Raw genomic sequence first — 23,154 nt, forward strand, 5'->3', positions numbered from 1 at the left:
AGGAGAAATTACATTTCTTTTGAAATGCGATTTCTCCTTTTGTATTATAAATAATGTTTTAGATCCCAATAACTTGAAACATGAAACCTGAAACAACATAAAATTTTATCAATCTGGTTCGTTCATGATTTTCTCACGATACTTTTTACCGATTAATAAAGTTAATCTCTGTTTGTAATCATCAACCAGCCATTCGCGGTAGTTTTTACTGCATTGGCTTAAGCATTTAGAATAACGTTTAATACGGTCTTCAATATCATCTTCTAATTCTTTAGCAAGCATTTTAGCTTCTTGAAGTGTTTCTGTATTGTCTACACACATTCCAGCATGTTGTTCTAAAGATTTGTCTAAAACAACTTTAGATCGAAGATTTTGCTTAATGATTAATTTATGTTCTTCATCAACATCAAAACTAACATCGGCAGTTTTGCTGAATTTTGCACGCAATTCTGGTGGCATGCTGTATTTAAAGAACAATTCAATTTCGTGGTCATCACGTAAGTTTTCTAAGTAAAACTCAGGAGATTTAAAGATATGCTGCCAGTTTACAGGATCGCTCCATAAACCAAAACGTGCGGCATTATTACCTAAATCAATAACTGTAAATTCATCTTTTCCAGGTAATTTACGAGAACCACGACCAATCATCTGGAAATATAAAGTCAACGATTTTGTTGCTCTGTTCAAAATAATTGTTTCTACAGTTGGTTCGTCAAAACCAGTTGTCAAGATTCCGACAGAAGTCAAAATTGCATCTGGAGTCTTTTTAAACCATTGTAGAATGTCTTTACGCTCTTCAGAGCTACTTGTGTTATCTAAGTGTCTAATGTCATAACCAGCTTCTCTAAACGTTTCATACACATATAATGAAGTATGAATACCGTTGTTGAAAATCAACGTTTTCTTTCCTAAAGAACGTTCTGTATACGCATGAAGCAGTTTTTCCTGCATCAAAGTATTTGTATATAAATCATCTGAAGATTTTACTGTATAATCTCCATTGATACCCACTTTTAATGAAGTCAAACCAACATCATAACTATATGTAGTTGCTTTTGCCAAGAAACCTTTTTCAATCAATGAGCCAATTGTGTCACCAACGATAAGTTCGTTGTAACTTTGGTGCATTGGTAATTTTATGTTTGAACTCAAAGGTGTTGCCGTTACTCCAAGAATAAAAGCATTTTTGAATGAGTTTAATAACTTTCTAAATGAATTGTAATGCGCCTCATCAATAATAACCAAACCGATATTATCCAGATGAAGTTTTTCATCATTAATACGGTTTTTTAAAGTTTCAACCATCGCCACGAAACAAGAAAAATCATTCTGATCTGGCAATTCTTTTACTTTACTATTGATTATTTTGTTTGTTACACCAAAACCAGTTAACATTTTTGAAGTTTGTTTACAAAGTTCGATACGGTGCGTTAAAACAACCACTTTTTTATCATTATGAGATAAATAGCGGCGAACGATTTCAGAAAATATTACTGTTTTTCCTCCTCCTGTTGGAAGCTGATACAGTAAGTGGTGTTTTGGAGGAGCATTGTCTAAACGGTCAAAAATAGCGTCAATATCGCCTTTTTGGTATGCATAAAGTTCTTTCTTCTCTTCTCTTTGTATTTCTAAAGTGTTTTGAGACATTGTTTATTTTTGGATTTTTGCAAAAATACACCGAAAAAACAGTTATTCATCTTTTTTTAACCTAAAATAAATATTTTTTTTAAATAAAGATTTTTTATGAGAAGGGGTTTTAGTAGTCGATTTTCTCTAAAATTGCCTCAAATTCGTACTTATTTTTCCATTTTTGCTCCGAAGTTTCGTCTTGAATCGCGTTAATTCGCAATTTAAAATCGTTAAAAATGCCGTTTGAGACAATAAAATTTACTGCTTGCTCAAAAGAATTTAACATGCTTTTGTAAAATAATTCCTGTTTGATGAAATTTTGAGAAGAAAACGTTTGCGCAATTTCGATATTGTAAAGCATAATATCGGCAACAATGTATGAATCTACTCCAAGCATAGTAAAATGCTTAATCAGCTTTTGAGCAACCGATCTTCGCATTTTGGCTTTTGGGCGCCATTTTGCTCCGGGTTTTTTAATTGGGAAATATTCGTGTGAAATTTTGACCTTTGCATCCTGAAGCAATTTGTCTTCTTTTGGGTTGAAAACAAAGTCATAATACACCTTTACAGGAGCAAATTTTTCATACAATTCGATCAATTGTTCTTCTAATTGCTCTTTGGTTAGCTCGCCTAAATATTTTTTTAAATCTCTTTTGCTCATAGAGTAAAGATAATTTCGAAATTTTTAAATTCCAAATACCAATTTTTACTGCATTTAACTTGTTTAATTTTGAATTTTTAAATTCTAAAATCAATCCAGAATCCTTAATTTTGCTGGCTTAAAACCTAAAAAATATATTCATGCTTAAGATTTTCAAAGTTACTGCCATTTTAGAGGGAATCTCTTATTTAGTATTGTTTGCTAATATGTTGATTATCAAAAATAATAATCCTGAACTTTATCATACATTATTACGTCCGTTAGGAATGACACATGGTGTTTTATTTATCGGATATATCATTTTAGCATTTTTATTGAAAAAATCAATGAATTGGGATTTAAAAACTTTCGGAATTATTCTGGTTGCTTCGCTTATTCCGTTTGGAACTTTTTACGTAGAGAAAAAGTATTTGGAAAATGCATAAGCTCTTGGAGAAAATATTCAATTTTTTATATCCTATTTTTCGAGATTGGGGAATGAGTCGCAATTTTGCGTCTTACACCAGCCTAATCTTTAATATTGCTATTTTAATAGCGCTGGCATACGTTATATATTATGTTGCCAAATTTATTTTAGTCACTTTGACTGCCGTTTTTGCTCAGCGAACAAAAACCAAATTTGACGATTATTTAATTCAAAACAAAACCACTAGATATACAGCTTATTTAATTCCGTTTTTCTTTATCTACAAAGCAGTTCCTGTTATTTTAGATAAATACGAATATTGGGAATCCATGTTCGGAAAAATTGTAGGGATTTATATTGTATTGTTAGGATTATGGATCGTAAGAACCATTTTTAATTCGTTACGCGATTATTTAAAACAAAAGCCCGAATACAGCGACAAACCAATTGACAGCTTCGTTCAGGTTATCATGATTGTGCTTTGGATTTTTGGAGTTGCCATGATTATTTCGACTTTGTTTGGAATTAAACAAGGCGAATTGCTAGCCATTTTAGGAACACTTTCAGCTATTATTATCTTGATTTTCAGAGATACAATTCTTGGGTTTGTTTCGAGTGTTCAAGTTGCCATAAACGACATGGTTCGTATTGGAGATTGGATTACAATGGATAAATTTGGTGCTGATGGAGACGTTATCGAAATCAATTTGACGACTGTAAAAGTTCGAAATTTCGATAATACCATTACCACAATTCCAACATACGCTTTAAGTTCAGACTCGTTTCAGAACTGGCGCGGAATGCAAAAATCCGAAGGAAGACGTATCAAAAGACACGTTTTGATAAAAAGCAGTACAATTCGTTTTTTAAATGATGAAGATTTACTTCAATTAAGAAAAGTACAACTGATAACTTCTTATATTGATAGCCGTCAAGCGGAAATTGACCGATATAACGACCTTAGAGGAGTGGATAAAACGCTTTCGCTAAATGGCCGAAATATGACCAATTTAGGATTGTTTAGAAAATACATTATGCAATATTTGAACGATCATCCTGGATTGAACAAAAATATGCATATCATGTGTAGACAATTACAATCAACTGCGCATGGAGTTCCGTTGGAAATTTATGTTTTTTCTAGTGATAAACGCTGGGCTAATTACGAATATATTATGTCCGATATCTTTGATCACGTAATGGCTTCGGTAAGATATTTTGATCTTGAAATTTTTGAATTGCCGTCAACGATAGGATAGGTTTAACCGCAAAGACACAAAGAATACGCAAAGTTTGCAAAGTTTTTTTAGACAAAGCTTTGCGAACTTTGCGTTTTTACTACGTTTAGTTTGTCAAAAAAACCTTGCTCCCGATAGCTATCGGGATTGCGGTAAAATACACACAATCTATTTCAGCAACTTGAAACTTTAAACCTGAAACAAAAAACTTACTCCTTCTCTATTCGTTCGAAAATAAATCCAGATTCTTTATAATCGATTGGAACTTCTGGAACATAGCATGGAAGATTGAAATAAGTTCCAATAACTCCTGTTCCTAAAAATAATTTTTGATCTTTCTTTAAAAGTGCTAAAGGAACTCTTTTCCAAGCTCCTCCAAAAGAAATGTAGTGATAATCTCCACGAAGCGTGTCACCTCGCAAATCGCCACGCACATCGCCAGAATCTTTTCCAGTTCCGTAATGACTAATTTCGTAACGTCCGTAAAAACGTTTATCATTGATATGAATATCCAAAATTGCTGTGTCTTTATTGTTTACAGCACGATATAATTGATGATTGTATTTTTCTTTATCTTCTTTAGAATTGCAAGAAGCTAGTAATAAACATATAAACAGAAATAATCGCATAATTTATTTTTATAAAAACAAAAATAGGTTTTACTGTGGGATTATTTCGTTAACTTTAAATAAAACTAAAAAGAAAAAACATGGAAGATAGAGACACTTTTTTAAAAGAATTCAGAGGCGAAACTTTAGGAACCGTAAGTGCTCAATCTTCAGCAGATGAGTTGTTTCAAAACCAAACAATCAGGCCGATTTTAAAACTTCAAAACGATTTATTTATTGCTGTTTTTATTAATTATGTAAACAAAAACAAACCTGATTTCCATTCTTATTCAGTTGAGAAAAAACTGCAGACAATCGAAAATTCCATTCAAAAAGACATAAAATTTCGAAATTCATTAAAAGGAATAGTTATGGCGCTTTTTACAGTAGAAGAATACAATACATACATTCAGAATTCTTCTGATTTAAACAAACGAATGATGAATTTATTGATCGAAAGATTGAAAAGTCAAGTGCAATTGTTTGAAGTAGAGACTAAATAAAGATTCTGAGTTTTTCCTCAGAGAATATAATAAAGAAAAAGGATGAGTTTTACTCATCCTTTTTTATGTTTATTAAGTTTTCAAAACTTAGGGTCTCAGGATCTTAGTATCTTAGTAACTCTAATAAAGTTTCCTCAAATCTATCTCTCGGCAAAAACTGATCTTCCAATGCTTTTGTAAACGGAATTGGCGAATCTAAACTTGCCACACGTTTTACTGGAGCGTCAAGATATTCGAAGCAATTTTCCATAATTAAAGCTGAAATATCACTTGCAATTCCACCAAACATAGTGTCTTCTTGGTAAATTATTGCTTTTCCTGTTTTCTTAACCGATTCAAAAATTGTTTTTGTGTCTAAAGGCTGTAAAGTTCTTAAATCAATTAAATCAGCATCGATTTCTGGATGTTTTGCCAAAGTGTCTAAAGCCCAATGAACTGGTGCTCCAAAAGAAATAATCGTTACCGATTTTCCTTCTTTAACCAATGCTGCTTTACCTAAAGGAATAGTGTAATAATCTGTCGGAACATCTTGATAAATACTTCTGTATAATAATTTATGTTCGAAGAATAAAACAGGATTTGGATCATTAATTGAAGTATTTAAAAGTCCTTTTGCATCATAAGGAAATGCTGGATAAACGACTTTTAAACCTGGAGTTTTAGTAAACCAAGCTTCATTTGTCTGTGAATGAAAAGGTCCTGCTTGAGTTCCTCCGCCGCAAGGCATACGAACGACAACATCCGCATTTTCACCCCAGCGGTAATGAGATTTTGCTAATAAGTTCACAATTGGGTTAAAACCAGTTGAAACAAAATCAGCAAATTGCATTTCTACAATTGCTTTATATCCATTAATTGACAATCCCATTCCAGTTGAAACCACGGCGCTTTCGCAAATTGGCGTATTTCGTATTCTGTCTTTTCCAAAAGCATCAACAAAACCGTCTGTAATTTTAAAGGCACCACCATATTCAGCGATATCTTGTCCCATTATAACTAAGTTTTTATGACGCCACATAGATTGCTCTAAACCGTTACGGATGGCATCTATAAATCGAACATTTTTAAAATCAGAATTATGAGTATATTCCTCATATTGAAATGGTTTGTAAACATCATCTAATTCTCCACTATAAGTTGGTTCAATTTCAGGTTCTGCATTTGCCATTGCCCAATTCTCGTCAATTTCCTTTTTGATTTCAGCGTGAAATTGTTCGTCTTGTTCAGCAGTTAGAATTCCATTTTCAGTCAAATATTTTCTGTAATTTGTAACAGGATCTCTCAATTCCCATTGATCCATTAAATCCTGAGGAACGTATTTTGTGCCACTCGCCTCTTCATGCCCACGCATTCTGAAAGTCTTAAATTCCAATAAAATCGGACGAGGATCTTCCTGCATTTCTTTTTTAAGCTGAGATAATTTATTGTAAACTTCAACAATATTATTTCCGTCAATAATCCAGCTTTCAATTCCGTAGCCAATTCCTTTATCAGCAAGGTTTTCGCAAGCATATTGTTCGTTGGTTGGCGTCGAAAGTCCGTAACCATTATTTTCAATGATAAACATTACAGGAAGTTTCCAAACTGCGGCAATATTCAAAGCTTCATGAAAATCACCTTCACTCGTTGCGCCTTCTCCTGTAAAAACAGCTGTAATTTTTTTATTGTCTTGAAGTCTATTCGCAAGTGCAATTCCATCAGCAATTCCTAACTGCGGACCTAAATGCGAAATCATTCCTATAATATTGTATTCTTGAGTTCCGAAGTGAAAACTTCTGTCACGACCTTTTGTAAAACCATTAGCTTTTCCTTGCCATTGCGAGAACAAACGATGAAGCGGAATTTCTCTTGTTGTAAAAACACCAAGATTTCGGTGCATTGGAAGTACGTATTCAGATTGGTCTAAAACTGCAGTAACACCAACCGCAATGGCTTCTTGTCCTATTCCAGAAAACCATTTAGAAACTTTTCCTTGTCGAATTAAGATGAGCATCTTTTCCTCGATCAATCTTGGCTTTAATATCTTTTTATATAAATCTAATAACTCGGTGTCAGTAAGGTTTTGTCGGTAAAAAATCATGTAATTTTTTCTTTTTTTAGTGTTTCAAATATAACAATTTGCGTTAGTTTTATTGGATTTTCAAATAAAATTTAATCAGAAATTTGCTTTTAATGCTTGTGCTTAAGATTATTTTCTAAAAATATTATCTACCTTTGTTAGCGGAAGGTGCTTATGACACCTTTCTTCTTTAAAATAAAAAATGTAAAGTATGCAAAACATTCCTAGTGTAGACTTACGTGATTTCCTTTCGGACGACCCGAAACGTAAACAAAAATTTGTAAATGAAATCGGCAGTGCATTTGAAAACATTGGCTTCGTTGCCTTAAAAGGTCATTTCCTTGATGATCAGTTGGTAGACGAACTTTATGGTGAAATTAGAAACTTTTTCGCCTTGCCAATAGAAACTAAGCATAATTATGAAATTCCTGGAATTGGCGGACAAAGAGGGTATGTTTCTTTTGGAAAAGAACATGCTAAAGGCCGCAAAGAAGGAGATTTAAAAGAATTTTGGCACTTTGGTCAATACGTTGACAAAGATTCAAGATGGGCTTCTGAATACCCAGACAATGTTGAAGTTACCGAATTACCACGTTTTAATGTTGTTGGTAAAGAAGCGTATCAAAAACTAGAAAAAACAGGTGTTTATGTTTTAAGAGCTTTGGCTTTACATTTAGGTTTAGATGAGTTTTATTTTGATGAATATGCAAAAGAAGGAAACTCAATTTTAAGACCAATCCACTACCCTCCAATTACTTCTGAGCCAGAAAACGCAATTCGTGCGGCGGCTCACGGTGATATCAACTTAATCACTTTGTTGATGGGAGCTCAAGGTAAAGGATTACAAGTTCAAAATCATGATGGCGAATGGATTGATGCTATTGCTCAGGATGATGAATTAGTAATAAATGTTGGTGATATGTTGTCTAGACACACTAACAACAAATTAAAATCTACGATTCACCAAGTGGTAAATCCACCAAGAGAATTGTGGGGAACTTCACGTTATTCAATTCCATTTTTCATGCACCCAGTGAGCGATATGCGTTTGGATTGCCTTGAAAATTGTATTGATGCAGAAAACCCTAAGAAATATGAAGATATTACTGCAGGTGAGTTTTTATACGAACGTTTAGTAGAATTAGGTTTGATTAAAAAATAAACTTAGATAAATTCTAAAATTAAAATTCCAAATTCCGAGTTTTTCTTGGGGTTTGGAATTTAATTTTTAAATATCTTTATGCTTCGAATTTATTTTTAGAATAAAAAAAAAACATGGACTTAAAAGATCAATTAAAAAATCTATTTCCAGATCACGAAGAATCGAATGAACCTGAGCAAGTTGAAGAACAAGAACACGTTCTTTACGTTCAGAAAGAACCTATGATTTGTAAATTTGAAAAAAGAAAAGGAAAACCAACTACTATAATTGAAGGTTACGAAGGCTCTGATGAAGATTTTAAAATTTTAGCCAAAGAAATCAAAACCAAATTAAGCGTCGGCGGTACTTTTAAAGATGATTCAATTATAATTCAAGGAGATTACCGAGATAAAATTATGGCAATCCTAAAAGAAAAAGGATTCAAAACCAAACGAGTTGGAGGTTAGAAATTTTAGATTTCTGATTTCTGATTTTAGATTAAAAAAAATAAAAAAATAACCGCAAAGTTCGCTAGAAATTAAAATAGGAGTTTTTCAAAATAAAAGTTTACAAGCTTATATAGTTTTAAGCAGTATTTATTAAACCTCAGAACCTTAGCGTCTTTGCCTCTTTGAACCTTAGAAAAATGATACAATCTTCAGAATTGATATTAAATCCAGACGGAAGCGTTTACCACTTAAACCTTCGTCCAGAACATATAGCACACGACATTATTTTTGTTGGTGACCAAAACAGAGTAGAAAAAATTACTCAATTTTTCGATTCAATCGAATATTCTACTCAAAAAAGAGAATTTAAAACCCAAACGGGAATTTATAAAGGAAAAAGAATTTCTGTGGTTTCTACAGGAATTGGGCCTGATAATATTGATATTGTAATAAACGAATTAGACGCTTTAGTCAATATTGATTTAGAAACGCGTCAGCCAAAAGAAAAACTGACTTCTCTAAATATCATTAGAATTGGAACTTCAGGCTCATTGCAAGAAGATATTCCTGTTGATAGTTTTGTAATGTCAAAATTTGGGTTAGGTTTAGACAATATGCTTCGTTCGTATTTAATTGATGATGTTTCAATTACTGAAATCGAAGATGCATTTGTAAAACACACCAATTGGGATCCAAAAAAAGGAAAACCTTATGTAACGCAATGTTCTGAGGCATTAGAAAAATTGATCGAATCAGATAAAATTTTCAAAGGTATTACAGCAACAGCTGGTGGATTTTATGGACCTCAAGGAAGGGTTTTGCGTTTAAATATTCAAGATGAAGAATTGAATAATAAAATGGATAATTTTAGTTTTAATGAGACTAAAATCACTAATTTAGAAATGGAAACAGCAGCAATTTATGGGCTTTCTGCTTTGTTAGGCCACAACGCATTATCGCTTAACGCTATTATTGCAAATCGTGCTAGCGGAACTTTTAGTGAAGATCCGTACAAAGCAGTAGATGAATTGATTGCGTATACTTTAAATAAATTAGCAGGAAACTAATTTAAAGTTTTTAATGACCGATTATGTAGAGCATTTGGAACATCATATTAATCAAATAAAATCATAAAAATTATGTTTTTACGAGTTGCACGACATACAAATGATTTAGAAAAAATAGAAAATTTTTATGTAGATGTACTCGGGTTTGAACGATTGGGAGGATTTGAAAATCATAATAGTTATGATGGCGTCTTTATCGGAAAACCGGGCTTAGACTGGCATTTAGAGTTTACTCAATCTGAAGTCGCGGCCAAACATACTTTTGATGAAGATGACGTAATGGTTTTATACCCTAAAACTATTGCAGATTATGATAAATTAGTAAATAAATTAACGCAACAGAATATTGCAGTCATACCATTACTGAATCCATTTTGGAATGAAAATGGAAAAATGATTCAGGATCCAGATGGCTACAGAATCGTAATATCACCTTTAAAAGCTGTAATTAGCGAAATTGAATAATGGAACAGGAAACACATAAAAAAATATTATTTAAATACTATAGTGATTATCTAGACGAAGTAGTATCTGAAACCATGTGGGCAGAAATTATAGATTTAGAGAAAGGACTTTTTAAATTGGATAATATTCCTTTTTTTGGGCCTTTAATTGCTACAGATGACATTTTTTATGCTGAATATGACGAAACAGAAGAACGTTTTATGCATAGAAAAACAATTCAGAATTCTGGAAACTCGATTATTCAGGTTGCTGTTTTAGAAAAGGATTTTGACAAAGAAATCATTCGCGAGAAATTAAAAGCACTTAATTGCTTGTCTGAAGGATTAAATGAAACTTTTTTTGCTGCAGAAATAGCTAAAGATGTAGATTATTCTTTGGTTCGAAGCCTTTTGACGGAATACGAATCACAAGATATTATCGAATTTGCAGAGCCTTGTCTTTCAGAAAAACACAGGGCTGATTTATTGAAAAATTAAAATTTAATTTAAACACATAGAAACATAGATTTTATTAAATCTGTTTGAGATTACAGAAAAGCAAGCTATAACACATAGTCCTGAAGCTTCGGGATGAACTGAAATTAGTGAAACGCCTTTTTCAAGATCTACAAAAACTATGTTTCTATGTGTTGAAAATAACTTTAACAAATAAAACTAACCCAATTTAACCATAGGATTACGCATACGCATACCAAGCAACTTAACTTAAACTTAAAATAAATGAAAACTGTCAAAATTGCGGGTGTTCCGGAACACTTCAATTTGCCGTGGCATCTATGCATCGAAAACGGCGAATTTGAAGAAGAGAACATCGACTTACAATGGACAAATGTACCCGAAGGAACGGGGAAAATGTGCCAAATGCTTCGCGACGGAGAAACAGATTTAGCGGTAATTTTAACTGAAGGAATTCTAAAAGATATCTCGGCGGGCAATCCGAGTAAAATCGTTCAGATTTATGTTCAGTCGCCTTTAATCTGGGGAATTCACGTAGATGCAAAATCTGATTTTCAGACGTTGAAAGATCTTAAAAACAAAAAAGCTGCTATTTCGAGATTAGGTTCGGGATCACAATTAATGGCTTATGTAAATGCAAATGAGCAAGGCTGGGAAATGGATGATCTTGAATTTGAAATTGTAAATACCATAGATGGTGCTGTTGATGCTTTGACGAATAAAAAAGCCGATTATTTTATGTGGGAACGTTTTATGACTAAACCTCTTGTAGATAAAGGCGTTTTTAGAAGAATTGACGACTGCCCTACTCCTTGGCCTTCATTTATTATTGTTGGTCGTGATGAATTCTTGAAAAAGAATGCTAAAACGGTGGAAACGATTCTTAAAATAATAAACAAAACAACAGTTGATTTTAAAGAGATTCCAGAAATTGACAAGAAATTATCTAAACTTTTTAATCAAAAAGCAGAAGATATTAAAGAATGGTTGAAACTGACCCAGTGGTCACAGAAAAATTTGACAGAAAAATCTTTTAATAAAATTCAAAATCAATTATTTGATCTGGGAATTATTGATAAAAAAAGTATTTTTGTAGAAACAGTAAAAGCATTGTAATACTGCTTTTTGATTCGTATGATGAAATTCCCTAAAATTGACTTACCGTATTTAAAATCCAAGCTGCAGGTGAAATCACCGTGGGATAGGATTATTATTTCGCTGTTGAGTCTTTTGATTACGATACCGATTTTCATCATACTGCATCAAAATTTAATCGATTTAGAATGGGCATTCAATCTAGATCGTGTATTCATCTTTATTTTTGTTTTCGCAGCCATATTTTTTCTTCTGATGTATCTCAGAACAATAATTATTTTATGTGTTGCAGTTTATTTGCTGATTCTATTTTATGGATCGGTAATTGGAAATTATGGTTTTAGCGAAATCTCAGAAGATTATAATTCTATGATTTATACCATGTCTGACAACCCTTTTCCGCAGGATATTATTGTCGCAAAACTGCTTCCGTTTCCTAATAAAACCAAGATTATAAATGCTATAGAATACCAAAATCCTAAAGTGCGAAATTTTGCTATTATGGCAACTACAAAGCATTTTAAAGGTATTAGAGGTTATTCAGATTATCGAACTATAATTCAATGTTTTGCCGTTTTTAAAGAAATAAATGGCAGATGGAATTATGTAAACGATCCAAAAGAAGGTGATTACATCGCAACCGCCAGCGAATCTCTTGAGTATTTCTCAGGCGATTGCGATGATCACTCTATTTTGATGGCTGCAGCCGTGCGCGCAATCGGCGGAACTCCTCGTCTTATTCATACTAAAGGGCATATTTATCCTGAAATTTTAATTGGTTCGATGATTGATCTGGAAAAAGTCAATTATTTGATTAAAAATGTTCTTTTTGTAAAAGAAAGCTACGGCAAAAAACTCCATTACCACATAGACGAGCGCGGACAAGTCTGGATGAATCTAGATTATACTGCAACTTATCCTGGAGGTCCGTTTATGTATGAGGAAATTTTAGGGGCTTTAACTCTTAATTAAGCCAACTAAAAAAGCTTATTTTATTAATTTAAACGATTTTTCGAGTTGTTTTATAAATAGCTGGTTATCAGTTCAAGTTCCGAAAACAAAGGCTTTCCGTATTAAAAGCTATTAGATTTAAGAAGTAAAAAAAATCTTTATAAATATTTGATTACGAATATTTTAATGTCATTTTTTTTTGTAACTTTTTCCTGTTTAACTTTTAATCACAAAATCATGAAAAACTCTAAATTATTTACCCTCGTAATTGCCATTGCTGTCGTTGTATTAATTGTTTCATGCCATATGAAAAGAGACAAGCTTGTGAATTCATGGAAAGTTACTGCTGTAGAACCAAAAGAAGCCGTTTCTGATTCTACAAAAAACGCGATTTTAACCAATGGAATGCTTACTTTTACTGAAGACGGGCATGTTACTGGATACTTGCTTCGTGAAATCACGGACGGAACTTACGCGTTAACACAAAAAGGTAAAAAACTTGTTATTAAAGACGAAGTTGGAACGCCTTATGTTTGCGAAAGCACTATCACAGAAGATAAATTAATTCTAGACACCAAAGAAGCCAAACTAACATTTGATAAAATTTAAAATAGGAATTACACTGTAATTCGATATAAAAAAACCATTCATTACTATTGTAAGAATGGTTTTTTTGATTTTAAAACTAAAATAAATACCTTTGTACTTCTTAAAATAAGCACTGCTCTATGTGAAAAATAATTTCTTTCAGGAAAATTAAGTAAGCGCCCACAACTTTGTGGCTGCTAGAATATTTATCTATAAAAGAAAGGAATTATGCTTATTCTTCAAAATATCTCATATCAGCATGAGAATAAAGACATGCTGTTTCAAAACATTGGCTTTACGCTAAACAATCACGACAAAACCGCTTTGGTCGGAAATAACGGTGTTGGAAAATCTACACTTTTAAAAATTATTGCTGGTGAATTACAGCCTTTTTCTGGACAGATTATTCAGAATTCAAAACCTTATTTTGTGCCACAATTATTCGGTCAATTTAATGATTTGACTATTGCTGAAGCTTTACATATAAAGGAAAAAATAACCTCACTTAAAGAAATACTTGAAGGTCTTGTAACCGAAGAAAATCTTCAATTACTAGATGACGATTGGACAATTGAAGAACGTTGCAATGAAGCTTTGTCTTATTGGCAATTGCACGATTTGGATTTAAATCAAAGAATGGAAACTTTAAGTGGAGGACAAAAAACAAAAGTCTTTTTGGCCGGAATTATGATCCACGAACCCGATTTGGTTTTGTTAGACGAACCTAGCAATCATTTAGATTTTGCGGGAAGAACTTTGCTGTATAATTTTATAAAGTCAACGTCAAGCACGCTTTTAATTGTCAGTCACGATAGAACGTTGCTTAATCTTTTGAATAAGACTTTAGAAATGACCAAAAATGAAATTTCGGTCTATGGCGGCGGTTATGATTTTTATAGCGAACAGAAAAAAATAGAAAACAATGCTTTAGAACAAGATGTTCAGAGCAAAGAAAAGGCCTTGAAAAAAGCCAAAGAAAAAGAACGAGAAAGCATCGAACGTCAGAATAAATTGGATTCTAGAGGAAAAAAGAAACAAGAAAAGTCTGGTGTTGCCAGAATTATGATGAATACGCTTCGAAATAAAGCTGAAAACAGCAGTTCGAAAATGAAAGATGTTCATGCTGAGAAAATCAGTGGTATTTCTGAAGATTTGAGGCAATTACGTTCTTCGCTTCCAGCAATTGATCAAATGAAGTTTGGTTTTAATAATGCTTCTTTTCTTAAAGGAAAAATTCTCTTTAAAGCTTTAGAAATCAATTACAGTTATGGCGAAAAAGATCTTTGGAAAGAAAATCTCAATTTTGAAATTCTGTCTGGTGATCGCCTAGTTATAAAGGGATTAAATGGTTCTGGAAAAACAACTTTAATCAAAATTATCCTGGGAGAATTGAATCCAACAAAAGGACAAATTACATCTTTGGCAAAAAAAGCAATTTACATCGATCAGGATTATTCTTTATTAAACCAAAATCTGAAAATTTACGAGCAAGCTCAGGTTTTTAATGATTGCGGTTTAGAAGAGCACGATATAAAAATGAGATTAAATCGTTTTTTATTTTCTAGAAATGATTGGGACAAGCCTTGTAATGCATTAAGTGGTGGCGAAAGAATGCGTTTAATGCTTTGCTGTTTGACCATTAGCAACGAATCTCCCGAAATTATAATTCTAGATGAGCCAACAAATAATCTAGATATTCAGAATATCGAAATCCTGACTACGGCAATCAATGAATATCAAGGCACTTTAATTGTGATTTCACACGATCAGTCGTTTTTGGAACAAATTAATATCGAAAAGAATATTTTGCTTTAAAATAAAAAGAATTAGCGCTGAGAATTATCTTGGCGCTATTTTTTTAATTTCGTTGCAAATTAAATCTGGCTCCTGAAGTGTGATATAATGGCCGCTTTTGGTTGCGAAAATTTGTGTGCTGTTTGATGACAATCTCAATAAATCGATTTGCAACGCATTATGAACGGCTAAATATTCGTATTCTAGTTCTTTATCTCTTGCCCCTTCTACTCCATTAGGATATTTTGCTGTGATAACAGTTAACGGAATTGAGCCGAAATCATTAATTTGAGAAGCTTCATTCATGAGTTTTTCATCATTTTCAAGTTCTGTCATCATTCCATCAAAAATACGATAGAAATAGTTTTTTACATTTTGGTTGAACCAATGTGTTTTCTGAACGGCAGATGTAAAAGCAACATTGCTGTAAAGTATTCTGATTACGCCTATTTCGTTCAAAAAGCTTAAAAGCATTCTTGGCGGCGGCTGAACAGAATTTCTTAATGCCTCCGACGATTTCTTCATTTGTTTAGGATGCGATACATCAACAAAAACAATTCCTGCCATATCTTTTTTATTCTTTTGAATAAAAAATCTAGGAGTAATTCCGCCGAAAGAATGTCCAACCAAAATATATGGTTTTGGGCAATTGGTTTGTTCTAACAGCTCTTGTAAATCATTAGAATATCTTTTTAATGAAATGTCTTTAGAAGAATCACTCCATAAAATTCCGGCTTTGTCATAAGAAATCGTGGTATATTTTTTAGAAAGTTTCTTTTGAATTTCCTGCCAATGCAAATAATCTCCACCTAAACCAGATTCAAAAATTATAGTGCATGAACCATTTCCAAGCTTTTTATAATGAATATTTCTTCCGTCAATCTTCGCAAACTCATTATTATCAGGTCGTTTACTGTCAAAGTAAAAGCGTGCAATTTGTTCAAATAAAAATCCAATAAGAATTAGAACAAGAAGTATTAGGAATGAAATTTTTAAGATTTTGAGTATATTTTTTATCATTTGATGTTATTTAGAATATATTCTGAAGGCTCCAAAATTAAGTTTATTTTATTCCAATTCAAAACTATTTATAATTATTCTAAATAATATTTTTAATTTTATAGCGCTCGATTTTATAGCCAATTTTTTACAGAAAATCAGTAAATTGCAGAGAAGCTTTTTAGAAAGCTATTTCTCCTTAAAATACACTGTTGAAAATCAAGACTTAACGTTTAATCAAATGCTTAAATTTATGAAACCAAAAAACAGAATTTTCCCTATCCTACTTGCTTTTACTTTATTGATAACCGAAACTGTTCTTCCTTGTACGAGAGTAGTTTACGAAGGTTTAAACGGAACAATCATTACTGCGCGTTCTATGGATTGGAAAGGTGAAATTCCTGCCAATTTGTGGATTTTTCCTCGAGGAATTGAAAGAGCTGGCGAAGTTGGAACTAGTTCTATTAAATGGAAATCCAAATACGGAAGCGTAATTACGAGTTCTTGGGATATTGCTTCTTCTGATGGAATGAACGAAAAAGGACTTGTTGGCAATCTTTTGTGGTTGGTAGAATCACAATATCCTGCATTTGAGAAGAATGGGAAAGTAAAAGGTTTGGCTGTTTCTTTATGGCTTCAATATGTTTTAGACAATTTTTCGACAGTTAATGAAGCTGTTTCAGCATTAGAAAAGAACGATTTTGTTATTACTTCTTCTCATATTCCGGGAACTAATATTTTTGCAACTGTGCATTTATCTATTTCAGATTCTAGCGGAGACAATGCTATTTTCGAATATATAAATGGTAAGCTGGTTATTCATCACGATAGAAAATATGTGGCAATGACTAATTCTCCGATTTTCGACCAACAATTGGCTATTAATGCTTATTGGAAAGGAATTCCAGGTACAATTATGCTTCCTGGGACTAATCGCGCGGCAGATCGTTTTGTGAGAGCTTCTTATTATATAGATGCAATTCCAAAAACAGATAATACCAGAACGGCTTTAGCAAGTGTTTTTGGAGTAATCAGAAATTGTTCTGTTCCTCTTGGAATTTCTTCTGAAACCGAACCAAATATCTCCTCTACTCGTTGGAGAACTGTTGCAGATCAAAAGAATTTGGTTTATTACTTTGATAATGTTCTGAATCCGAATGTGATTTGGGTTGAATTTAGTAAAATAGATTTTAGTGAAAAGGGAAAAATCAAGAAATTAAGTTTAGCTAATAATGAAAATTATTCAGGTGAATCATTAATAAATTTCAAGGAAACGAAACCTTTTCAGTTTGCAGGTCTAGATTAATTTCAATTAAAAAAAATACTTAAAACCTTCAAATTGAAAAGTTTGAAGGTTTTCTTTTTGAAAATAAATAGGAAAAAATATTGCGCAGTCAAATGACTTCATTATATTTGCAGTCAAATAACTGCGTAATGGAAATTAGAAGAGACGTTTTTCAAGCCATAGCCGATCCTACTCGAAGAGCTATTTTAAGTTTAGTTGCCATTCAGGCTATGACTCCTGGGGCAATTGCCGAGAATTTTAATTCGTCAAGACAGACGATTTCAAAACATATTCAAATTCTAAACGAATGCGAATTATTGCATCAGACACAAAACGGAAGAGAAATTTATTATCATTTAAATCCAGAAAAAATGAAAGAAATTGACAAATTCATCGAGCCTTTTAGAAAAATGTGGGATGATCGTTTTAATAAGTTAGAATCAATTATGAAAAACTATAAAAAATAAAACCATGGAAAAAAAGACCAAAATTGATGCTGAAGACGACCGACATGATCTTGTAATTACAAGAGAATTTGATTTGCCTCTAGAATTATTGTTTAAAGCCTACGAAGATCCTGAAATTGTAGCACAATGGATGGGAACAAAAGTCTTGAAACTTGAAAATAAAAAATACGGCGGATGGGAGTTTGAAACGAGTGATGCGAATGGAAATGTAGTTTTTAAAGCTAATGGTGTTATTCATGATTTTGTTCCAAACCAAAAAATAGTGCGAACTTTTGAGATGGAAAACATCAATTTTGCACCTCAATTGGAATTTTTAGAGTTCGAAAAACTAACAGACGATACTAGTAAATTAACGATGCAGATTATTTACAAATCGATCGAGCATAGAACGACTCAGTTAAAACTGCCATTTGCGCAAGGTTTAAATATGGCACACAGTAGATTAGAAGAAATTGTAACTAAACTAAAATAAAGGAATCATGACAAAACGTAATAAAATTATTTATTGGATCGCCACGCTTTGGTTGGCTTTAGGAATGACATCAACGGGAATTGTACAGCTTATACCAATGAAAGAAGAAGCTGAAATGATACAGCGTTTAGGTTATCCGCTTTATTTCTTGACTCTTTTAGGAGTTTGGAAACTTTTAGGCGTTATCGCCATTTTGATTCCTAAATTCGGTTTATTGAAAGAATGGGCTTATGCTGGTTTCTTTTTTGCAATGTCTAGTGCTGTAGTTTCGCATTTGGCGATGAAAGAAGACGCTTCAACACTTTTCGGACCGATATTATTAATTGTTTTAACTGTAATTTCGTGGTATTTCAGACCAGAAAACAGAAAATGCACTTCTAATTAAAAACCTCAAATCATGAAAAAACAACTAACAGCAAACGAACAAGAAGAACTTTTAAGCATTCTTGAAAAGCGTTTTGAAAAGAATAAAAATCGACATGAAAATCTAGATTGGGCGAAAATAGAAGTCAAATTAAAAGCAAATCCGTCAAAATTATGGTCGCTTGACGAAATGGAAAGAACTGAAGGTGAACCAGATGTTATTGGTTATGATAGCAAAACTGATGAATATCTTTTTGTAGATTGTTCAGCAGAAAGTCCAAAAGGTCGCAGAAGCATTTGCTATGATCATGAAGCGCTCGAAAAAAGAAAGGAACATAAACCTGCGGATAGCGCAATAAACATGGCGCAAGAAATGGGAATTGAAATTTTGAATGAAGAGCAATACAAAGAATTGCAAAAACTAGGAAAATTTGATGCTAAAACTTCGAGCTGGATTTTAACTCCGCCAGAAATAAGAAAATTGGGAGGAGCAATTTTCTCAGATTTCAGATATAATACGGTTTTTGTATATCATAATGGCGCCGATTCTTATTATGCTGCGAGAGGTTTTCGCGGTTTATTGAGAGTTTAAAAATTAAAAGACCTTCAAATACTTGAAGGTCTTTTTTTATTCTCTTAATATTTTTTCCATCTTTTTGCCTTTCGCAATTTCATCAATTAACTTGTCTAGATAACGCATTTTTTGAATTAATGGATCTTCGATCTCCTCTACTCGATAACTGCAGATAACTCCAGTAATTTTAGACGCATTTGGATTAATTTCTGGAGCTTCGGCAAAGAAAGTTTGGAAATCTACTTTCTTTTCAATTTGTTCTTTAATTTGATCGTCACTATATCCTGTAAGCCATTTGATTACGATATCTAATTCCTCTTTTGTTCTTCCCTTTTTTTCTACTTTTTGAATGTATAAAGGATATACGCTAGAAAATAGTAATTTGTAAATTCTTTCCGTTTTCATGATAGTATGATTTTGCTAGAAATGCGTTTATGTAAATATAATTCAAAAGCAAATAGAATAAAAATACGAGCAATATTTTATACCTTAGATTCTAGAAAAATTCTTCCAACTAAAAAGTTATTTCTATGGAAAATCAAGATAATAAAACACCAAAAGTAATTGGAATTGGCGGTATCTTTTTTTATTCGGATAATCCGAAAGAAACAAAAGATTGGTACACTAAAAATTTAGGTTTTGATATAAATGCTTGGGGTTCTTCGAGCTTTGATTCGAGAGATTTGGAGAATCCTGATCAGGTAAATTCCCTGCAATGGAGTCCGTTTCCAAAAGGAGATCATTATTTCTTGCCTTCAAAAAAAGATTTTATGATCAATTATCGTGTTCAAAATATTGAAGGTTTAGTAGCGCAATTAAAAGAAAATGGTGTCACTATTTTGGACAATATAGAAACTTACGATTATGGAAAGTTTATTCATATTATGGACGCAGAAGGCAATAAAATTGAGCTTTGGGAAGCGGTTTGATTCTAAATTGTGAGTTAGAGGTCTAAAGAAAAATGTTAGATAAAAGAAATTAAAACAAATGTTTGCTAGATTAATTAAGATTAATTGCCACTCAAAAAATAGATTTTTAAAAGAAATTGCAGGTAATTTATTAGAGAAGTTTTATTGTTGTGAAATAAATTGCGCAGAAATGGACAAAAGTGTTTTGTTTGCGCACAACGGACGCGGATGTACTATTGTGGCTTCTAAAATCTGTGAGAATGTGGTTATATTTCAAAATGTATCTATTGGTGCCAATTTGAAATACAATAAAATAACCAACGAATGGGAAAATGTTGGAAATCCAATTATTGCTAAAAATGTTATTATCGCTGACGGTGCCAAAATTTTAGGTCCAATTGTTATTGGAGAAAATTCGGTAGTTGGTGCAGGATCAATTATAACAAAAAATATCCCTGCTGATAGTATAGCGTATGGCGTAAACCAATTTAAACCAAAAGATAAAAATTACGATTTTATATTTAATGCCAATATGATTAATCCTGAGAAAATTATAGAAGCAAATAAAAAATTAGTTGCCGCTTTTAATCAGAATAAATTAGCCTAAATAAAACAAAACTCCATTATTGCTAATGGAGTTTTGTTTTATTTTGATCGGATTTTTAATTCCAAATTTCATTCATTTCTGTCAAAATAATTGGCTTTCCTTCTGTTACTACAATTGTATGTTCGTGTTGCGCCATAAAACCGCCTTTATTTCCAACCATTGTCCAGCCATCGTTTAAGGTTTCTGCATATGTAGAAGTTGTCGAAATAAAAGTTTCAATGGCTACAACAGAATTCTTCTTAAATCTCGTTTGATTAAAACGGTCTCTGTAATTAGCAATTTCATGCGGGGCTTCGTGAAGACTTCTCCCTACTCCGTGTCCAGTTAGGTTTTTAATTACTTTGTAGCCGCGTTTCTTCGCTTCTGTTTCAATTAAAAATCCAATATCAGAAATACGAACGCCACCTTTTATATTATGAATAGCTTTATGCAGAATATCTCGAGAAGCTTCAACCAATTTTTGATGCTCATTTACGTCATTTCCAATTACAAAAGAACCTCCATTATCTGACCAAAATCCGTCTAATTCAGCCGAAACGTCAATATTAATTAAATCACCTTCTTGCAAAATTCTTTTTTCAGAAGGAATTCCATGGCAAAATTCGTTATCCACACTAATGCAAGTCCAACCAGGAAATCCGTAAGTTAAATATGGCGCAGATTTCGCTCCTAAATCATTTAAAATTTGTCCGCCGTAATCGTCTAATTCTTTTGTAGAAATTCCAGGTTTGGCAAATTTTCTCATTTCTTTTAAAGTAAAAGCTACTGCTTCACTTATTTTTTTCATTCCTGCTAATTCTGCTTCGGTTGTAATAGACATTCTTTTGCTTCTTAAAATTAATAACGGGCTAAATTTACCACTTTTCTAGAAAACGAATCGTTATTAAAATGCTAAAAATCTTCCAAAATCAACGACTTTGAAAGGTTTTCTTATTTTTACCAAGGGCTCTCCTCGCTTTCGTCTTCGATATCATTGCTAAAGAATTTTCCTGTTGGCCCATTTTCATCCACTAAAGTGTATTTTATAATGAAACTTGCAGCGCTTTCTACGCTTCCAGGTCCATTGTGGTGATTAAAATCGGTTGCTGTATAGCCAGGATCAATTGAATTTACTTTGAATGGAAGATCTCTCAACTCATGAGCCAAAGTCACTGTAAAGGCATTTAAAGCGGTTTTAGAAGAAACATAAGAAACTGCTTTGATTGCGTAATATTTCCAAGTTGGATCACTGTGCAAAGTAAGAGAACCAAGTCCAGATGTAATGTTGCTAATTCTAGGACTATCTGATTTTTTCAATAAATCAATAAAAGTCTGTGTAACGGTGATTACTCCGAAGAAATTCGTATCAAAAACCTTTTGAATGTTTTCTATAGAAGTTGTAGAAGGATCTTGCGGAATATCTCCTAAAATTCCAGCATTATTAATCAAAATGTCTAGTTTGCCTTTTTCTTTTTCAACGATATTTTTTGCCGCTAAAACACTTTCTGCATTTGTAACATCAATTTGAATCGCTTGAATGTTTTGAAATCCTTTTTCATTTAATTCTTTTACTACTTCTTCTCCTTTTGCAAGATCGCGAGTTCCTAAATAAACGAATAATCCTTTCTCTGAAAGCTGTTTAGCAGTTTCTAAACCAATGCTTCTATTTGCGCCTGTAATTAATACTGTTTTCATTTTTATCTTTTTAAATTATCTGGAGCAAAGTTCGACCGATAAAAAACAAAAACATTTGCCATATGGCAAAAAGCGATTTTAGCGGATATTTTTTCTAATTCTGCTCAAAGAAGATTGCGTGATTCCAAGATACGAAGCCAAATACGAAAGCGGAACTCTATTAATTACTTTTGGAAACATTTCCATAAAAGATAAATAACGAGTTGTTGCATCTTCTGAAACCAATGGACTTCTTCTAGCTACTTTCTGGATTAATGCTTTTGAAATGATTTTATGTACAATGGTGTCCCAACCTACAATTGTGTCTAGCAATTCTTGCCAATCGGCTTTAGAAAACACGATAACTTTGCAATCTGTAACCGCTTGTACATAAGCAGACGAACAAATATTATTATCAAAACTTTCTAAGTCTACAACTAGATTGTTTTCGTCTATAAAGTATTTTGTAATTTCCTCGCCTTTGTTGTTGTAGTAGCAAACGCGCATTATTCCGTCTATAATAAAACCAACTTCAGCAGAAATTTTCCCGGCTTCAGAAAAATATTCCTCTTTTTTGATTTCTTTTTCTCGGGCTTTCGTTAAAATCAAATCAATCTGTTGTTGATTCAAATTACCAAACTGCAATATATAATTTACTAATTCTTTCATGCACGAAAGTTAGGCATAAGTTTTTATTGAGAATTTGTCATATGGCAA

The 23,154-nt window shown here is 32.5% G+C and carries 28 protein-coding genes; 19 read left to right on the forward strand and 9 right to left on the reverse strand.

All coding sequences use genetic code 11. The features are described 5' to 3' along the window. Nucleotides 1-108: 108 nt before the first annotated feature. Both ACE01P_RS04170 and ACE01P_RS04175 read right to left on the reverse strand, forming a co-directional pair. Nucleotides 109-1,647, reverse strand: a complete 1,539-nt coding sequence (locus ACE01P_RS04170; RefSeq protein ID WP_379694534.1) for a DEAD/DEAH box helicase — start codon at nucleotides 1,645-1,647, stop codon at nucleotides 109-111. Between the two features lie 109 nt (nucleotides 1,648-1,756). Next, nucleotides 1,757-2,290: a DUF6155 family protein gene (locus ACE01P_RS04175; RefSeq protein WP_379694537.1), complete on the reverse strand. Its 534-nt coding sequence runs from the start codon at nucleotides 2,288-2,290 to the stop codon at nucleotides 1,757-1,759. 140 nt (nucleotides 2,291-2,430) lie between these two features. Here ACE01P_RS04175 and ACE01P_RS04180 point away from each other — a divergent pair, with 140 nt between their 5' ends. After that, the gene (locus ACE01P_RS04180) at nucleotides 2,431-2,715 is read left to right on the forward strand and encodes a DUF3817 domain-containing protein (RefSeq protein WP_379694540.1); all 285 of its coding nucleotides are present in this window, start codon (nucleotides 2,431-2,433) and stop codon (nucleotides 2,713-2,715) included. Then, nucleotides 2,708-3,955, forward strand: a complete 1,248-nt coding sequence (locus tag ACE01P_RS04185) for a mechanosensitive ion channel family protein (protein ID WP_379694543.1) — start codon at nucleotides 2,708-2,710, stop codon at nucleotides 3,953-3,955. The genes ACE01P_RS04180 and ACE01P_RS04185 overlap by 8 nt, the downstream gene beginning before the upstream one ends. Before the next feature lie 188 nt (nucleotides 3,956-4,143). On the opposite strand, the gene ACE01P_RS04190 is transcribed toward ACE01P_RS04185, so the two are convergent. Further along, on the reverse strand, nucleotides 4,144-4,563 hold the full coding sequence (locus ACE01P_RS04190; protein ID WP_379694546.1) for a hypothetical protein: 420 nt from the start codon (nucleotides 4,561-4,563) through the stop codon (nucleotides 4,144-4,146). 80 nt (nucleotides 4,564-4,643) lie between these two features. Here ACE01P_RS04190 and ACE01P_RS04195 point away from each other — a divergent pair, with 80 nt between their 5' ends. Next, complete coding sequence (locus tag ACE01P_RS04195; protein WP_379694549.1) at nucleotides 4,644-5,045, forward strand: glyoxalase; 402 nt, start codon at nucleotides 4,644-4,646, stop codon at nucleotides 5,043-5,045. 103 nt (nucleotides 5,046-5,148) lie between these two features. Here the strand turns inward: ACE01P_RS04195 and ACE01P_RS04200 are convergent, their stop codons facing one another. Beyond that, entirely contained in the window at nucleotides 5,149-7,125 is a 1,977-nt protein-coding gene (locus ACE01P_RS04200; RefSeq protein WP_379694552.1) for a thiamine pyrophosphate-dependent enzyme, read from the reverse strand. 190 nt (nucleotides 7,126-7,315) lie between these two features. Between ACE01P_RS04200 and ACE01P_RS04205 the strand changes: the two genes are divergently transcribed. The 9 genes from ACE01P_RS04205 to abc-f all read left to right on the forward strand — a co-directional run bounded on the left by ACE01P_RS04205 (nucleotide 7,316) and on the right by abc-f (nucleotide 15,130). Continuing rightward, nucleotides 7,316-8,266: an isopenicillin N synthase family dioxygenase gene (locus ACE01P_RS04205; RefSeq protein WP_379694555.1), complete on the forward strand. Its 951-nt coding sequence runs from the start codon at nucleotides 7,316-7,318 to the stop codon at nucleotides 8,264-8,266. 113 nt (nucleotides 8,267-8,379) lie between these two features. After that, the gene (locus tag ACE01P_RS04210) at nucleotides 8,380-8,712 is read left to right on the forward strand and encodes a translation initiation factor (protein WP_379694558.1); all 333 of its coding nucleotides are present in this window, start codon (nucleotides 8,380-8,382) and stop codon (nucleotides 8,710-8,712) included. 179 nt (nucleotides 8,713-8,891) lie between these two features. Continuing rightward, nucleotides 8,892-9,761 (forward strand): nucleoside phosphorylase, encoded by an 870-nt coding sequence (locus tag ACE01P_RS04215; protein ID WP_379694560.1) that lies wholly within the window; start codon nucleotides 8,892-8,894, stop codon nucleotides 9,759-9,761. A 72-nt stretch (nucleotides 9,762-9,833) separates the two neighbouring features. Beyond that, a complete protein-coding gene (locus ACE01P_RS04220) occupies nucleotides 9,834-10,226 on the forward strand; it encodes a VOC family protein (RefSeq protein WP_379694562.1) in 393 nt (130 codons plus the stop codon). Then, nucleotides 10,226-10,702: a DUF4265 domain-containing protein gene (locus tag ACE01P_RS04225; RefSeq protein ID WP_379694565.1), complete on the forward strand. Its 477-nt coding sequence runs from the start codon at nucleotides 10,226-10,228 to the stop codon at nucleotides 10,700-10,702. The genes ACE01P_RS04220 and ACE01P_RS04225 overlap by 1 nt, the downstream gene beginning before the upstream one ends. A gap of 243 nt (nucleotides 10,703-10,945) precedes the next feature. After that, nucleotides 10,946-11,797 (forward strand): substrate-binding domain-containing protein, encoded by an 852-nt coding sequence (locus ACE01P_RS04230; RefSeq protein ID WP_379694568.1) that lies wholly within the window; start codon nucleotides 10,946-10,948, stop codon nucleotides 11,795-11,797. Between the two features lie 18 nt (nucleotides 11,798-11,815). Further along, nucleotides 11,816-12,748: a transglutaminase gene (locus ACE01P_RS04235; RefSeq protein WP_379694571.1), complete on the forward strand. Its 933-nt coding sequence runs from the start codon at nucleotides 11,816-11,818 to the stop codon at nucleotides 12,746-12,748. A gap of 216 nt (nucleotides 12,749-12,964) precedes the next feature. Continuing rightward, nucleotides 12,965-13,336 carry a hypothetical protein gene (locus tag ACE01P_RS04240; protein WP_379694574.1) on the forward strand — a complete coding sequence of 124 codons (372 nt, stop codon included), beginning with the start codon at nucleotides 12,965-12,967 and terminating at the stop codon, nucleotides 13,334-13,336. Nucleotides 13,337-13,543: 207 nt separating this feature from the next. Then, complete coding sequence (abc-f, locus tag ACE01P_RS04245; protein ID WP_379694576.1) at nucleotides 13,544-15,130, forward strand: ribosomal protection-like ABC-F family protein; 1,587 nt, start codon at nucleotides 13,544-13,546, stop codon at nucleotides 15,128-15,130. Nucleotides 15,131-15,154: 24 nt separating this feature from the next. On the opposite strand, the gene ACE01P_RS04250 is transcribed toward abc-f, so the two are convergent. Next, nucleotides 15,155-16,129 carry an alpha/beta fold hydrolase gene (locus ACE01P_RS04250; RefSeq protein WP_379694579.1) on the reverse strand — a complete coding sequence of 325 codons (975 nt, stop codon included), beginning with the start codon at nucleotides 16,127-16,129 and terminating at the stop codon, nucleotides 15,155-15,157. Nucleotides 16,130-16,361: 232 nt separating this feature from the next. Here ACE01P_RS04250 and ACE01P_RS04255 point away from each other — a divergent pair, with 232 nt between their 5' ends. From ACE01P_RS04255 to ACE01P_RS04275, 5 genes are all read left to right on the forward strand, one after another. Then, entirely contained in the window at nucleotides 16,362-17,414 is a 1,053-nt protein-coding gene (locus tag ACE01P_RS04255) for a linear amide C-N hydrolase (RefSeq protein WP_379694582.1), read from the forward strand. A gap of 128 nt (nucleotides 17,415-17,542) precedes the next feature. Further along, nucleotides 17,543-17,860, forward strand: a complete 318-nt coding sequence (locus tag ACE01P_RS04260) for a helix-turn-helix transcriptional regulator (protein ID WP_008464153.1) — start codon at nucleotides 17,543-17,545, stop codon at nucleotides 17,858-17,860. Between the two features lie 4 nt (nucleotides 17,861-17,864). Continuing rightward, nucleotides 17,865-18,332, forward strand: a complete 468-nt coding sequence (locus ACE01P_RS04265) for an SRPBCC domain-containing protein (RefSeq protein ID WP_379694586.1) — start codon at nucleotides 17,865-17,867, stop codon at nucleotides 18,330-18,332. Between the two features lie 7 nt (nucleotides 18,333-18,339). Continuing rightward, nucleotides 18,340-18,717, forward strand: a complete 378-nt coding sequence (locus ACE01P_RS04270) for a DoxX family protein (protein ID WP_379694589.1) — start codon at nucleotides 18,340-18,342, stop codon at nucleotides 18,715-18,717. A gap of 12 nt (nucleotides 18,718-18,729) precedes the next feature. Then, a complete protein-coding gene (locus ACE01P_RS04275; RefSeq protein WP_379694591.1) occupies nucleotides 18,730-19,287 on the forward strand; it encodes a DUF4256 domain-containing protein in 558 nt (185 codons plus the stop codon). Nucleotides 19,288-19,323: 36 nt separating this feature from the next. Here ACE01P_RS04275 and ACE01P_RS04280 read toward each other — a convergent pair whose 3' ends face one another. Then, nucleotides 19,324-19,674 carry a DUF2200 domain-containing protein gene (locus ACE01P_RS04280; protein ID WP_379694593.1) on the reverse strand — a complete coding sequence of 117 codons (351 nt, stop codon included), beginning with the start codon at nucleotides 19,672-19,674 and terminating at the stop codon, nucleotides 19,324-19,326. Between the two features lie 125 nt (nucleotides 19,675-19,799). On the opposite strand from ACE01P_RS04280, the gene ACE01P_RS04285 reads away from it, so the two are divergent. Further along, on the forward strand, nucleotides 19,800-20,198 hold the full coding sequence (locus ACE01P_RS04285; RefSeq protein ID WP_379694595.1) for a VOC family protein: 399 nt from the start codon (nucleotides 19,800-19,802) through the stop codon (nucleotides 20,196-20,198). Nucleotides 20,199-20,367: 169 nt separating this feature from the next. Continuing rightward, nucleotides 20,368-20,784, forward strand: a complete 417-nt coding sequence (locus ACE01P_RS04290; protein WP_379694597.1) for a serine acetyltransferase — start codon at nucleotides 20,368-20,370, stop codon at nucleotides 20,782-20,784. Nucleotides 20,785-20,839: 55 nt separating this feature from the next. On the opposite strand, the gene map is transcribed toward ACE01P_RS04290, so the two are convergent. From map to ACE01P_RS04305, 3 genes are all read right to left on the reverse strand, one after another. Then, entirely contained in the window at nucleotides 20,840-21,604 is a 765-nt protein-coding gene (map, locus tag ACE01P_RS04295) for a type I methionyl aminopeptidase (protein WP_379694599.1), read from the reverse strand. 116 nt (nucleotides 21,605-21,720) lie between these two features. Continuing rightward, the gene (locus ACE01P_RS04300) at nucleotides 21,721-22,458 is read right to left on the reverse strand and encodes an SDR family oxidoreductase (RefSeq protein WP_379694602.1); all 738 of its coding nucleotides are present in this window, start codon (nucleotides 22,456-22,458) and stop codon (nucleotides 21,721-21,723) included. A 78-nt stretch (nucleotides 22,459-22,536) separates the two neighbouring features. After that, the gene (locus ACE01P_RS04305) at nucleotides 22,537-23,106 is read right to left on the reverse strand and encodes a Crp/Fnr family transcriptional regulator (protein ID WP_379694604.1); all 570 of its coding nucleotides are present in this window, start codon (nucleotides 23,104-23,106) and stop codon (nucleotides 22,537-22,539) included. Between the last annotated feature and the right edge of the window lie 48 nt (nucleotides 23,107-23,154).

It is taken from the genome of Flavobacterium sp. HJSW_4 (assembly GCF_042436695.1).
Lineage (GTDB): Bacteria > Bacteroidota > Bacteroidia > Flavobacteriales > Flavobacteriaceae > Flavobacterium.